This window comes from Candidatus Poriferisocius sp. (assembly GCF_965202595.1).
Classification (GTDB): Bacteria; Actinomycetota; Acidimicrobiia; order Acidimicrobiales; family Bin134; genus Poriferisocius.
In genome coordinates, this window is the sequence record NZ_OZ241836.1 from 2,509,558 (window position 1) to 2,522,826 (window position 13,269).

10 protein-coding genes are annotated in these 13,269 nt (G+C 66.2%); 6 read left to right on the plus strand and 4 right to left on the minus strand.

All coding sequences use genetic code 11. The features are described 5' to 3' along the window. Window positions 1-58: 58 nt before the first annotated feature. On the plus strand, window positions 59-1,348 hold the full coding sequence (locus ACOGXC_RS11325; protein ID WP_419918298.1) for an amidohydrolase family protein: 1,290 nt from the start codon (window positions 59-61) through the stop codon (window positions 1,346-1,348). A gap of 103 nt (window positions 1,349-1,451) precedes the next feature. On the opposite strand, the gene ACOGXC_RS11330 is transcribed toward ACOGXC_RS11325, so the two are convergent. Next, window positions 1,452-2,405 carry a TIGR03564 family F420-dependent LLM class oxidoreductase gene (locus ACOGXC_RS11330; protein ID WP_419918299.1) on the minus strand — a complete coding sequence of 318 codons (954 nt, stop codon included), beginning with the start codon at window positions 2,403-2,405 and terminating at the stop codon, window positions 1,452-1,454. Window positions 2,406-2,621: 216 nt separating this feature from the next. Here ACOGXC_RS11330 and ACOGXC_RS11335 point away from each other — a divergent pair, with 216 nt between their 5' ends. Together ACOGXC_RS11335 and ACOGXC_RS11340 are read left to right on the plus strand one after the other, a co-directional pair. Then, the gene (locus ACOGXC_RS11335) at window positions 2,622-3,284 is read left to right on the plus strand and encodes a carboxymuconolactone decarboxylase family protein (RefSeq protein ID WP_419918300.1); all 663 of its coding nucleotides are present in this window, start codon (window positions 2,622-2,624) and stop codon (window positions 3,282-3,284) included. Window positions 3,285-3,449: 165 nt separating this feature from the next. Next, a complete protein-coding gene (locus ACOGXC_RS11340; protein ID WP_419920069.1) occupies window positions 3,450-4,892 on the plus strand; it encodes a class I adenylate-forming enzyme family protein in 1,443 nt (480 codons plus the stop codon). Here ACOGXC_RS11340 and ACOGXC_RS11345 read toward each other — a convergent pair. The 3 genes from ACOGXC_RS11345 to ACOGXC_RS11355 all read right to left on the minus strand — a co-directional run bounded on the left by ACOGXC_RS11345 (window position 4,889) and on the right by ACOGXC_RS11355 (window position 9,132). Beyond that, on the minus strand, window positions 4,889-6,568 hold the full coding sequence (locus ACOGXC_RS11345; protein WP_419918301.1) for a FadD3 family acyl-CoA ligase: 1,680 nt from the start codon (window positions 6,566-6,568) through the stop codon (window positions 4,889-4,891). The two genes, ACOGXC_RS11340 and ACOGXC_RS11345, sit on opposite strands and share 4 nt — an antisense overlap. Before the next feature lie 18 nt (window positions 6,569-6,586). Continuing rightward, complete coding sequence (locus ACOGXC_RS11350; protein ID WP_419918302.1) at window positions 6,587-8,050, minus strand: aldehyde dehydrogenase family protein; 1,464 nt, start codon at window positions 8,048-8,050, stop codon at window positions 6,587-6,589. A gap of 125 nt (window positions 8,051-8,175) precedes the next feature. Then, window positions 8,176-9,132 (minus strand): TauD/TfdA dioxygenase family protein, encoded by a 957-nt coding sequence (locus ACOGXC_RS11355; RefSeq protein ID WP_419918303.1) that lies wholly within the window; start codon window positions 9,130-9,132, stop codon window positions 8,176-8,178. Window positions 9,133-9,272: 140 nt separating this feature from the next. On the opposite strand from ACOGXC_RS11355, the gene ACOGXC_RS11360 reads away from it, so the two are divergent. From ACOGXC_RS11360 to ACOGXC_RS11370, 3 genes are all read left to right on the plus strand, one after another. Then, on the plus strand, window positions 9,273-10,148 hold the full coding sequence (locus tag ACOGXC_RS11360; RefSeq protein WP_419918304.1) for an SDR family NAD(P)-dependent oxidoreductase: 876 nt from the start codon (window positions 9,273-9,275) through the stop codon (window positions 10,146-10,148). Window positions 10,149-10,151: 3 nt separating this feature from the next. After that, the gene (locus tag ACOGXC_RS11365; RefSeq protein ID WP_419918305.1) at window positions 10,152-10,907 is read left to right on the plus strand and encodes an SDR family NAD(P)-dependent oxidoreductase; all 756 of its coding nucleotides are present in this window, start codon (window positions 10,152-10,154) and stop codon (window positions 10,905-10,907) included. Between the two features lie 102 nt (window positions 10,908-11,009). Beyond that, complete coding sequence (locus ACOGXC_RS11370) at window positions 11,010-13,262, plus strand: arylsulfatase (protein ID WP_419918306.1); 2,253 nt, start codon at window positions 11,010-11,012, stop codon at window positions 13,260-13,262. The last annotated feature ends 7 nt before the right edge of the window (window positions 13,263-13,269 follow it).

Sequence of the window (13,269 nt, forward strand, 5' to 3'; positions counted from 1 at the left end):
ATTGCCCACCAGTGGGGGTGGTGGACGTAAACCACTAGATTACGGCAGTGGGGAAACCATGGATCATCACATCGTCATAAGCGCCGACACCCATTGCGGGGCCGACCTGTGGGACTACAAGCCCTACCTGGAGTCGCGTTACCACGCCGAGTTCGACGAATGGGCCCGGTTCATGGAGGACCACAACCAGCGGCGCAAGGCCACCTACGCCGGCATGGAGCGGTCGCCGCTGGAGGTGGGGGTGGACGGCGATCCCGAGGTTTGGGGCCACCGCAACTGGTCGTCGCCGCATCGTCTGGCCGAGCAGGAGACCGACGGTTTCATAGCCGAGGTTCTGTTCCCCAATACCCAACCCCCGTTCTCCCCGCCGGCGGCCACCGCTTTCGAGGCCCCACCCTACAGTGACAACTTCGAGCACCGCTGGGCCGGGCTGCGGGCCCACAACCGGTGGTTGGTGGATTTCGTGAATCAGGCCCCCGGACGCCGGGCGGGCATCATCCAGGTGTTCCTGGGGGATGTGGAAGGTTCGGTGGCCGAGATCGAGTGGGCCGCCGATCAGGGGTTGACCGGCGGCGTGCTGATTCCCGGGGCCCCGCCCGACTCACCGTTCGAACCGCTGTACTCCCAAACCTACGAGCCCATCTGGGCCGCCACCGCCGCGGCCGGGTTACCGCTGAACCACCACGCCGGCGGCGGCTCCCCCAATTACGGCAACCACTTCCCCGCGTCGCTGGCCATGTTCATGCTGGAAGCCACCTGGTGGACCCAGCGAGCTCTCTGGCATCTCATCTTCTCGGGAGTGTTCGAACGCTACCCCACGCTGAAGTACGTGACCACCGAAACCGGCACCGCCTGGGTACCAGAAACCCTGGAGAAGCTGGACAGCTTCTTTCACCGCATGAGGCATTCCAAGTACGGCTCGGAGTCGGTGTTCGGCGGCCTGGCGGTGGCCGGGCTGTCGCTGACCCCCAGCGAGTACTTCGCCCGGCAGTGCTACATCGGGGCGTCGTTTCTGCGACCGGCGGAGGTGCTGATCACCCGGGCCATCGGCACCGACCGCATCATGTGGGGCTCCGACTACCCCCACATTGAAGGGTCCCACCCCCATACCCACGAACACCTGAGATTGACGTTCGCCAACCTCACCGAGGAGGAGACCACTCGCATCCTGACCACCAACGCGGCCGAGGTCTACGGGTTCGACCTGGAGGCTCTGGCCCCGCTGGCCGAGCAGCACTGCCCCACCAAGGCCGAGGTAGCCACCCCCATCGACTATGCCGAGATCCCCGAGCGGGCCAAGGGGTGCCCGGGCATGAACCCCCTGAACCAGATCCGACCCGCGGCCTAGCGGGTTTGCATCGAGTTATCGGAGGGGTGGTCAGACACTCGGCCCACGCGGATAGAAAGCACGACTGCGGCCCGATCGTTGCATCGAGTTACCGGATGGGCGGTTAGATACTCGGGGTCAGATCGGCCAGGAACTCCCGGGTGCGCCGGCTGGAGGCCACCAGCTCGCCCCGGTCTTCGCCGATGGGCAGCACCCGCACCGAAAGGTCGGTGACCCCGGCATCAGCGAATGAGCGCAGCCGATCCAGCACCGCGGTCTCGTCACCCACGGCCATGATGTCGGACACCCCCCGGGCATCGCCCCGATCCAGCAGCCGCTGGTAGTTGGGGGACACCTCGGCTTCGGCCAGCAGCCGCTCGGCCCGGTCCTTGGCCATCCGAACCTGGCCGGGAGCGCAGAGACACACCGGCACACCGGCCACGATCCGGGGAGGGGGGCGGCCGGCGTGGGCAGCCGCCTCGGTGATCCGGGGAACGATGAACTCGCCAATGGCCCGCTCGTCGGCCAACCACAGCACCGTACCGTCGGCCCGGGCCCCCGCCAGCCGGAGCATCACCGGCCCCAGAGCGGCCAAAAGCACCGGGGTGGCCGCCCGATCGGTGATGTCCAGCGGGTTGTCTATTTGAAAGTACTCGTTCTTGACCCGCACCGGTCCCGGGCCGGCCAGGGCCTGCTCCAGCACGTCCAGGTAGGCCCCGATCCGGGGAGCCGGCCGGTCGTAGGACAAACCCAGCATGTTTTCCACGATCCAGTGGTGTGACGGGCCCAGACCCAGGGTGAATCGCCCCTCGCAGGCGATCTGCACCGACAGCGCCTGCTGGCACAGGGCGATTGGGTGGCGGGTCTGCGCCACCACCACTGCGGTCCCCACCTCCACCGTCGAGGTGGAGTTTCCGATCAGAGCTGCCGCGGTCATGGCATCAAACTCGTCGGGAATCTGGGGAATCCACACCGACGTGAACCCCCCGGCCTCAGCCCGCCGAGCCGCTTCGACCATGCGATTCGCCTTGTCGAAATACCGGTGCCGCTCGGGCCCGATCATCAGTCCGATACGCACGACACCTCCTGGTGCTAATGACCCCGAAACAGCACCTTTTCATATAAAACCGTTCTGCTTGTCATCAGCCCGGTCATATTGAATCGCATCAATCCCGCAGGAACCATGGTTGTTGAATCGCAGCAATCCAGCAGGAACCATGGTTGTTGAATCGCAGCAATCCAGCAAGAACCATGGTTGATTCCGGACTCCGCAGGGTCGGTTACCATCGGGTGGATGCCCGGAGATGACCGGTCGAGCGGTTCGGTCGAGAAAACGTCCGGCGCCGAGAGCAAGCCTCGCATCGCGCCGCTGGACTTGCCGGACTGGACGGTCGAGGCAATGGCAGCCATGGAGCCGATGCGCCCGCCGTCCGGTACCACCTACGACCGGCGCAAAACCGATCGCAACCGGCAGGCCCGGCGACCGAACAACGCCTTGTCGGTTCTGGCCCATCACCCCGAGTTGGCCGAGGCCTTCCTGATGTTCAACCGTCACCTGCTATACTTCAACACCCTCTCCGAGCGGACCCGCGAGCTGGTGATTCTGCGGGTGGCCTGGCACCGCCGGAGCGAGTACGAGTGGGCCCAGCACGCCGCCACTGGGCTCGAGGTGGGGCTCACCGCCGGGGAGATCGACCGCACCGCCACCGGCTCGGTTGACGGGTGGTCGCCCGGGGATGCCCTGGTGTTGCGGGCGGTGGACGAACTCCACCACAACGGCAACTGGGACGACCCCACCTGGAACGAGTTGGCCGGAACATTCACCACCCGCCAGATCATGGACCTGCTGTTCACCGTCGGGGCATACGACACCCTGGCGGTGGCGTTCAACTGCTTCGACCTGCCTCTGGATCCCGAACTGGAGACCAGGGGCTTCCCACCCGGCACCGGGCAGTGAGCCGTGCCCCCGACTTTTCTCCCACTAAAATACCCGAAACCCCAGATCAAAACGGTGTAAGGGATCGGCGTGACGGTGCCCCCGATCTTCCCCCCACTGCAATACCCGAAAGGAACCAGCCTTCAGAGCTTGCTGGAGTTGGCCGCCAGCCGGTTCGGCGACCGGGTGGCCATACGGTTCGGAGACCGGCTGCTGACCTACCGGGAGTTAAACCGGCAAGCCGACGGGTTCGCCCACCTGCTGGCCGCACGCGGCGTGAAAGCCGGGCAGCGGGTAGCGGTCATGGCCTCCAACCGGCCCGAGTTCTTCACCGCGATGTTCGGGATCCTCAAGCTGGGCGGGTCGGCCGTGATGATCAGCCCGGCGTGGAAGCAAGCCGAGACCGCTCACGCCACCGGCCTCACCGAGCCCGTGCTGACCATCACCGACGGTGACACCCACCGGAACCGGCCCGATCATTCCCCGAACCGGGTGATCCACCTGGACCAGGACTCCGCAGTGGCGACCCTGGCCCACCACCCGTGCGAACCTTTCCAAACCCACCGGGATTGGGACCGGTCCGAGGCCGTCCTGGTGTTCAGCTCCGGAACCACCGGGCTGCCCAAAGCGGTGCGCCACACCCACGCCAGCATCGGGGCCGCCACGGTCCAGTGGGCGGCCACACTCGGTTTGACCCCTGACGACCGGTTCCAGATCGCCACCCCGCCCTTTCACATTCTCGGTTTGCTGAACATGCTCGCCTCCGTGGGGGCCGGATCGTCGGTGCGGCTCCACCCCCGGTTCGACCTCGACGCGGTGCTGGCCGCCATCGAGGCCGACCGGGTAACCCTGGAGATGGCAGTGGCCCCGATTGCCCTGGCCCTGGCCAACCACCCCCGCTTGGAGGAGTACGACCTGTCGTCGCTGCGCTACATCATGTGGGGGGCCACACCCGTTACCGAGAGCGTGGCCCAAAGGGTATCCGAACGCACGGGGGTTGCCTTCATGCCCGCCTACGGGGCCAGCGAGGTACCGGTGATAACCAGCAACCCTGTGCATCATCCCGACCGGTGGCGGCTGGACTCTCCCGGCCTTCCCGTGCCCGACGTCGAGATACGCATCACCGATCCAAGGACCGGTACCGCCCTGCCGCCGGGCGAGACGGGCGAGATCCAGGTCCGCAGCCCCGCGACGATGGCCGGCTACCTGCCCGACGAGGCCAACGCCGAGGCCTTCTCCGGCGGGTGGTACCGCACCGGGGACATGGGCTGGATGGAGCCGGAGGGTTGGTTGCACATAACCGACAGGTTGAAGGAGATGATCAAGGTCAAGGGCTTCCAAGTAGCCCCCGCCGAGGTGGAGGCAGTGCTGTTGACCCATTCCGAAGTGGTTGATTGCGCAGTATTCGGAGTGCCCGATGCCGAATCCGGCGAGGCCGTGGAGGCCGCCGTGCAACTCGCCGGCGGATCCACGGCCACCAGCGGTGACCTCAAGCACCTGGTGGCCGGCACGCTGGCTTCCTACAAGCACCTCCGGGCGGTGCACATGGTGGATTCCATCCCCCGGTTGCCCTCGGGCAAAACCTTGCGGCGGGAGCTGAGGCACACGCTCCGGCCACCCACCGGCTAGTGGCCGGCCGGTGGGGTTACCGATCCCGACATGGCTTCCAATTGGGTTTTCATCACCTTTCCGATGGCGTTCAGCGGGAGTGACTCCAGGAACACAACCGACCTTGGGGCTTTGTAGTTGGCCATGCGTTCCCGGCACCAGGCGATGAGCTCGGCCTCGTCCATGGAGGCTCCGGGCTGGGGCACTATGTAGGCCCTACCCACTTCCCCCAACCGCTCGTCTGGAACCCCGACCACCGCCGCCTGGGCCACACCGGGATGACCCATCAAAATGTTCTCCACCTCTGCGGGATAGACGTTGAACCCCCCCACTATGAACATGTCCTTCAGCCGGCCGACGATCCTCAGGTAGCCCTGGTCGTCCAGGTTTCCCAGGTCCCCGGTGTGCAACCAACCGTCGCCGTCAATGGCCGCGGCGGTGGCTTCGGGGTCGTCGAGGTAGCCGGCCATCACGCTGAAACCCCGAACAAGCACCTCACCGGTTGCCCCCCGGTCGGCTTGCTCATCGCCTGGCTGGTCGGCCCCCCGCTCGGCTTGCCGGTCGCCTTCGGCAACCTTCACCTCCAAACCGGGCATGGCCCGCCCCACGCTGGTTGCGATGGTCTCGGGATCGTCCCCGGGCCGAGTTCCGGTGCAGGTACCGGCCTCGGTGAGTCCATAACCGGTACAGATCCGCTGAAACGGCAACTCCCGGCGCATCCTGCGGATCAACTCCACCGGGATGTCGGCCGCCCCGGTGACGGCCACCCGCAAGCTGGACAGGTCCCGGCCAGGGCGGGAGGGATGATCCAGGATGGCCTGGTAGATGGTGGGCGGACCGGGAAGCACTGTTATCCGCTCGGTTTCCACCAGTTCCAGCACCCGGCCCACATCGAACACCGGGATCGGATACATGACAGCCCCCCGCAAGAGGCAGGCCAGCCAACCCGCCTTGTAGCCGAACATGTGGAAGAAAGGGTTGATGATGAGGTACCTATCTCCCCGCCGCAGGTCGGCAAAATCGCACCAGTCGGAGAACTGCCGCAGGGTCTGACCGTGGGTCATCATCACGCCCTTGGGGGCTCCGGTGGTGCCCGATGTGAACAAGACGTCGCTGATACCGGCTGCATCCACCCCCTGATACCGGGCCGTAACCGCAGCTTGGGGCACCCTGTCACCGGCAGCCAGAAATTCGGCCCACGACACCCCTGGATAATTGCCGGTTTCCGGTTGGTCGGTTTCGGGGTCGGTTTCCGGTTGACCGGTTTCCGGTTGGGCCGGAGGCAGCACCACGACCTGCTTCAAACCGGACAGGCCGGGCTCATCGAACAGGGCGGCCGGGTTGATGCCCGCAAACCCGGATTCCACCACCAGTATCCGGCTCCGGCTGCGAGCCAGGATGTGGGCAGCCTCAGCCGGTTTGAACCGGGTATTCACCGGCACCAGCGCGGCCCCGGCACCCTGGAGCCCCAGCGCGGCGATTATCCACTCCGAGCGGTTGGAGGCCCAGATCGCCACCCGATCGCCGGCCCGGACCCCACCAGCCTGCATGGCGGCCGCAGCCCGGTTGGCCCACCGGCCCAGTTCGGCGTAGGTCACCACCTTGTCGCCCTCAACCACCGCGGGGGCATCCCCGAAACCGGTCGCGGCCGCCTGAGCCGCCTGAGGGATGCCGGCCCACTCCCCCGAGGCGCGCATTCCGGCTGGGTCCGACCGTTACCCGGCCGGTTCGGCCAGGGTCTTGATCTCGAGGAACTCCTCGAATCCGGCCACGCCCATCTCCCGGCCGATGCCCGATTGCTTGAAACCTCCGAAGGGGGCATCGGGGGCGTAGTACAGGCCGCCGTTCACGCTGATGGTGCCCGAGCGGATCCGGCGAGCCACGGCGCGGGCCCGATCGGGATCGGCGCTGCTAACCGCGCCCGACAACCCGTAGATGGAGTTGTTGGCAATCCGGACCGCCTCGTCATCACCCCCCTCATAGCCGATTATGGCCATTACCGGCCCGAAGACCTCCTCCTGGGCCACCAGCTCATTCTCGCCCACTCCGGCCAGCACGGTGGGTTCGTAGTAGTAGCCGACCGGCAGATGATCCGGCCGCCGCCCGCCGGCCACCAGCTTCGCCCCCTGATCCACCGCGGTGGTCACCAACCGGTGCACCTTGTCCCGCTGGCGGGAGTTGATGAGCGGCCCCATCATCACCCCGGGATCGGTGGGGTCGCCGTAGGGGATGCCGGCCATCGTGGCCGCGGCCACCTCGGCGGCGAGTTCGGCCTTCGCCGCGGGGACCACCAGGCGGGTGGCAATGGCACACCCCTGCCCGGCGTGGGTGCATACCATGAAAGAGTTCATGGTGGCCGCGGCCTGCACATCAGCATCGTCCAGCACCACATGGGCGCTCTTGCCCCCCAACTCCAAGAAGGTCTTCACCGTGGCGCTCGCCGCGGCCATAACCCGCCTCCCGGTGGCGGTGGAACCGGTGAAGGTCACCATGTCCACATCCGGGTGGGTGGTCAGCACCTCGCCCACCGAAGTGGTCGAAGAACTCAAGATGTTGACCACACCGGGGGGTATGTCGGTCTCTTCGGCGATCAACCGCCCCAGGGCCAGCGCCGACAACGGCGTGTCGGGGGCTCCCTTCAGCACAACCGTGTTACCGGCACCCAGCGCCGGGGCCAGCTTGGCCAGGTTGAGCTGAACCGGGAAGTTGTAAGCAGTAATGGCGGCCACCACCCCCACCGGCTCCCGCTCGATCCACCGCCGGTGGTTGGTCCCGTAAGCCTCGATCACTCCCAGTTCCTCCACCCACCGGTAGTCATCCATCATCTCCGCCACCCACTTGACCGAAGCCACCGGGGCCTCGAGCTGCGGGCCCCCGTGAGTGAGCATCACCGGCGTGCCCACTTCGGCCACGGTCAGCGCCCGCAACTCCTCCAAGTGACGCTCCATGGCGGCGTGGAACTGGTGCAGGCAGTGGGCCCGAAAACCATGATCCCGGGCCCAGCCGGTGGTGTCGAACGCCCGGCGGGCGGACTCTACTGCGGCCCGAGCATCGGCCTCGGTGGCATCGGCCGCCCCACCCATGACTTCCTCGGTGGCCGGGTTAACCACCTCGAACACCCCACCCCCGCCGGCAGCCCTCAACTCCCCGTCGATCAGCAATCGTTCCTCATGCCCCATGGTTGGTGCACCCCCCGTCATCCGAGAACCGGACCAACCCTAGTGGCAACATTCGCGGAGGTTGTTGACGCATGATGCGAGTCATCCGCGGAGGTTGTTGACGCATGATGGCGGTGGGGCGGGGTTCATCGGGGCTCGTCCCCCTCCAGGGTGATGCGGTGCATTATCCGGCACCGGCCGTGGTAGTCATTGATGGGATTGTGCATGGTGCAGCGGTTGTCCCAAAGCGCCAGCGACCCCACCTCCCAGCGGAACCGGCAGGTGAACTCGGGGCGCGACTGGTGAGCGAACAGGAACCCCAGCAGGGGTTGGCTCTCCTCCTCGGTCATGGACTCGAAGCGGGCGGTGTGGGCCACGTTGACATAGAGAGCGGGGCGGCCGGTCTCCGGGTGGGTACGAACCACCGGATGAACCGCCTCGTAATCCCCGATTTCCCCATATCCAGTAATGACCGCGTCCTCAGGTTCCCCATATCCAGTAATGACCGCGTCCTCAGGTTCCCCATATCCAGTAATGACCGCGTCCTCAGGTTCCCCATATCCAGTAATGGCCGCTTCGGCCATACGGTCCTCACGGGTTCTGGATACGTCGGCCAGAGCCGAGCTGTTCACTGCCCCAAGACCCCGGAGGAACCGCTTCAGGCCATCGGAAAGCGCGTCGTAGGCGGCGTACATGTTGGCAAACTCGGTGTCGCCACCAGCAGTGGGCACCTCCCGGGCCAGCAGCAGCGAAGCCATGGGCGGCCTTTCCAGGTAGGCGGTGTCGCTGTGCCAGATACCCCCGAAATTGACTGTCTCGCCGGGCAGCTTCTTGACCTCGATGATCTCGGGATGGCCGGGAAGTCCGGGTACGAATGGGTACCGGCCCGGGGTGCCGATACGGCGGGCGAACGCCGAGAACTGATCCAGAGTCAGTGGCTGATCGCGAAAGAACACCACCAGGTGGGTCAACCATGCCCGGCGAATCTCGGCGACCACCTCGTCGGGCAGGTCAGCCCGCAAATCCACGTTGCTGATTTCCGCACCGATGCAGCCGCCCAATCGCTCTACTGCCAGGTGGCGGTAACCGGTTTCCGATTCCATTGCATAACCTTGGGCTAGAGATGACCTCCAGTTCGAGGAGGTTGCTCTAGGGTAGCTTTGGCATGCCAAAAGTACTGATGGCTGAACCTTTGTGCGACCGGCGGTTGTACCGCGTATGTCCCAGATAGCGGGCATGGCTGATGGCTGAACCTTTCGATCTGGCAGGAAGGGTGGTGCTGGTCACGGGGGCCAGCCGGGGGGTGGGCGCGGCCATAGCCCGGGCCGCGGCGAGCCGGGGGGCCAAGGTGGCGTGCGCGGCCCGATCCACCCGGGCTTCGCCCAAACCGCTGCCCGGCACCATCGATGAAACCGTGGAGGCGGTGATCGCCGCCGGAGGCGATGCTCTGGCCGTACCCACCGATCTGACATCGGCCGACAGCATCGAGGCCATGGTGGCCGCCCCGGTAAGGAAATGGGGCCATCTGGATGTGGTGGTCAACAACGCGGCGGTCACCTTCGTGGGTGAGGTGGACATCCCCCTGAAGCGTTACGACCTCATCATGGACATCAACCTGCGAGCTCCCATGCTCACCGTTAGGGCCGCTCTGCCCCACCTGCGGGCGGCGGGACGGGGACGCATCCTCAACCTTTCGTCTCAGGCCTCGCTGCGCCCGGTACCCGGCCTGATGGCCTACGGCATGTCAAAGCTGGCTCTGGAGCGGATGACCACCGACCTGGCCCGGCAGTTTTATCCCGACCGCATCGCGGTCAACTGCTTCCGTATCGACATTCCAGTGGCTTCCGAGGGGACGCTGGCCAACATGGGTGATATCGACCTCACCGACTGGGAGCCCACATCGGTGCCGGCCGAGGGCATCATCTGGATGCTGGAACAACCCGACCACTACTCGGGTCGCTGCGAGAGCATGTGGGATCTGCGCCGCCGGGAGAAGATCATGCCCAGCCGAGCCAAAAGGGAGTTCGCCACCGAGCCTCCGCTTCAATTCATCAACGGCCTCTACGACCTCGACACCCAGGACGCCTTCGCCCAAGGCGCGAAGAAATCCGGCAACTAACCAATGGTGGATCTTCGGGGAAGAACCGCTCTGGTCACCGGGGCGGCATCAGGAATCGGCGCCGCCTGCGCCCGCCGTTACGCCAGGGCCGGGGCTCACGTCATCTGCACCGATGTGGCCGACGATGCCGGCCGGCGGGTGGCTCACGATATCGGCGGGCGGTACCACCACCTGGATGTGGCCGACTCCCGGGCCTGGGCCGCCCTGGCCACCGAGCTGGCTACCGACCCGGGCCATCTCGATCTGGTCCACCTCAACGCCGGCATCAGATCGGGGGTGGGAGACATCACCACCCTCAGCGACGACGACTACCTGCGCATCATCGGGGTCAACCAGCACGGCGTGGTGTTCGGCCTGCGAGCCGCGGTCCCGCTGCTGCAAGCAGCCGGCGGCGGGCATGCGCTGATCACCGCGTCGATGGCCTCGTTCAGCCCGCTGCCATTGGACCTGGGCTACTCCATGTCTAAGCACGCCGTGGCCGCCCTGGTCCGCAGCGCGGCCCCAAACCTGACCGGGCAGAACATCAACCTGAATGCGGTCTGCCCGGCTACGGTGGACACCGGGTTCCTGGACGGCAACCGCGACCGCCTGGAGGCCGCAGGGATGACAATCATGGAGGCAGAGGAGGTGGCCGAAGCGGCCATGACAATTTTCTCATCGGGTCTCACCGGTGAATGTTTCGCACTGCTCGCGGGCCGCCAACCCGAACCCTTCCGGTTCGCCACCATCCCCGGTGCCGACTACCGATCACGTCGCTAACCGGCCATGACCAAACCCACACACCCCAAACCCACACACCCCGGATCGGGACACCCCAAACCAACACACCCCGGATCGGGACCCGCGAGCATCGGTCTCACCGTGGCCGAGTCCACCCCCCACCATCCCGAACTATCCCGAGTACCCCGGGGAGCACCCAACGTGCTGATCGTCCTGCTGGACGACACCGGTTTCGCTCAACTGGGCTGCTTCGGTTCCGACATCGCCACCCCCAACATTGATCGGCTCGCGGCCGGTGGGCTGTCGTTCAACCGCTTCCACGTGACGGCCCTGTGCTCACCCACCCGAGCCGCTCTTCTAACCGGACGCAACCACCACGCGGTGGGCATGGGTTTTCTGTCCGACATGGCCATGGGCTTCCCCGGCTACACGGCCCGCATCCCCCCGTCGGCGGCCATGATACCCCGCATCCTCAGAGATGCCGGTTGGGGGACCATGGCCGTGGGCAAGTGGCACCTCACCCCCCGGGGGGAACGCAGCGCGGCCGGCCCGTTCACTCTTTGGCCCACCGGGGTGGGCTTCGAGCGCTACTACGGGGTGCTTCACGGCGGGGCCAACTACTGGACCCCCAATCTGGTGCGCGATCAGCACTATGTAGACCCCCCAGGTGACTACGAGGATGGCTACCACCTCAGCGCCGACCTGGCCGATCGGGTGATCACCACCATTACCGACCACAAGCACGCCGCCCCCGGCAAGCCGTTCTTCTGCTACTACGCCGAAGCGGCCACCCATGCCCCCCACCATGTGGCCCCCGATTGGGTGGAACCCTACCGGGGGGCGTTCGACGACGGGTGGGAAAGATGGCGGGAACGAACTTTCGAGCGCCAACTGGCATCGGGCATCGTGCCCGCCGGAACCAGGCTCACCGAGCGTCCCCCCTGGGTGCAACCCTGGGACGATCTGGACGGCGACTCCCGGCGGCTGTTCACCCGGATGCACGAGGTGTACGCCGGGATGCTGACTCACACCGATGCCCAGATCGGCCGGGTAATCGACCACCTGGAGGGTATCGGCGAGCTGGACAACACCGTGGTCATCCTGTGTTCCGACAACGGGGCCAGCGCCGAGGGCGGCCAGGTGGGATCGGTCAACGAGCACCGGTTCACCAAGGGCCTGCCCGAGTCGGTGACCGCCAACCTGGAATGGTTCGACGAGCTGGGCGGGCCCCGCACCTACAACCACTACGCCTGGGGATGGGCATGGGCCGGCAACACCCCCTTCCGGTTGTGGAAGCGGTACGCCTGGCTGGGCGGCACCCGCACCCCACTGGTAATACGCTGGCCCGCCGGCATAACCACCCGCGGCGAGGTGCGCAACCAGTTCTGCCACGCGGTGGACCTGGCCCCCACGGTGCTTGAGCTGTGCGGGGTGGACTCCCCCGAATCGGTTGACGGGGTAACCCAGATGCCCATGCACGGGGTTAGCCTGGCGGCCACCTTCGACGACCCCGATGCTCCGTCACCCCGATCCGAGCAGTATTTCGAGATTCAGGGGTCACGAGCCATGTACCTGAACGGTTGGAAAGCCACCACCGACCATGTGGGCCAGGCCCACGGCGACGAGATCGCGCTGATGGAAGGTAGCCTCTCCTTTCCGGACGACAACTGGTCGCTGTTCAACCTCGACGATGACTTCTCCGAGGCTCACGACCGGGCCGCCGAGCTTCCCGAGAAGCTGGCCGAGCTGAAAGCCGCCTGGTGGGAGGCGGCCCAGCGCTACCACGTGCTGCCTCTTGATGATGGTTACGCCGGGCGTATGACGGCCATAAGCCCGGCGGCCCATCCGCCCCCGACCTACGCCCGTTACCGGCCCGGTGCCGGCCGGGTGGCCGACGAGGTCCTGCCGGTGCTGGTGAGGGGCTTTACCATCGAAGCCGAGGTAACGGTGGACCCGAACGGAGCCAGTGGCATCGTGTGGGCCTTGGGGGATTGGACCAGCGGCATCGCCCTTTACGGCCTGGAGGGTACCCTGGTGCTGGGCCTGTGCCTTTCGGGCGACCAGTACCGGTTGGCCACCGACCGGAGGATTCCCCAGAACACTACCGGGTTGGGGTGCCGTTACCAGCCCACATCGGTGGCATCGGGCCTGGTGGAGCTGCTGGTGGACGGCGATCTGGCCGTCCGGCTGGAGCTGGACCGCACGCTGCCCAACTCCTGGCAAAACGGCGGTACCGGTCTGATCATCGGTTACGACACCGGCTTCCCGGTCAACGGCGAGTACCGGCCCCCCTTCCCCTGGACCGGCACCATCCACCACATCGACATCACCACTCCCAGTGCCGCACCCCCCAACCCCGCCCGGATCATTCAAGAATCCCTCAACGCCGATTAGGCGGCCG

Bases quoted from the DNA above. Each gene is read 5' to 3' on its own strand.
- ACOGXC_RS11325 (WP_419918298.1), top strand. From the start codon at position 59: ATGGATCATCACATCGTCATAAGCGCCGACACCCATTGCGGGGCCGAC.
- ACOGXC_RS11335 (WP_419918300.1), top strand. From the start codon at position 2,622: ATGCCCGGAGATGACCGGTCGAGCGGTTCGGTCGAGAAAACGTCCGGC.
- ACOGXC_RS11345 (WP_419918301.1), bottom strand. From the start codon at position 6,568: ATGCGCGCCTCGGGGGAGTGGGCCGGCATCCCTCAGGCGGCTCAGGCG.
- ACOGXC_RS11350 (WP_419918302.1), bottom strand. From the start codon at position 8,050: ATGGGGCATGAGGAACGATTGCTGATCGACGGGGAGTTGAGGGCTGCC.
- ACOGXC_RS11355 (WP_419918303.1), bottom strand. From the start codon at position 9,132: ATGGAATCGGAAACCGGTTACCGCCACCTGGCAGTAGAGCGATTGGGC.
- ACOGXC_RS11360 (WP_419918304.1), top strand. From the start codon at position 9,273: ATGGCTGAACCTTTCGATCTGGCAGGAAGGGTGGTGCTGGTCACGGGG.
- ACOGXC_RS11365 (WP_419918305.1), top strand. From the start codon at position 10,152: ATGGTGGATCTTCGGGGAAGAACCGCTCTGGTCACCGGGGCGGCATCA.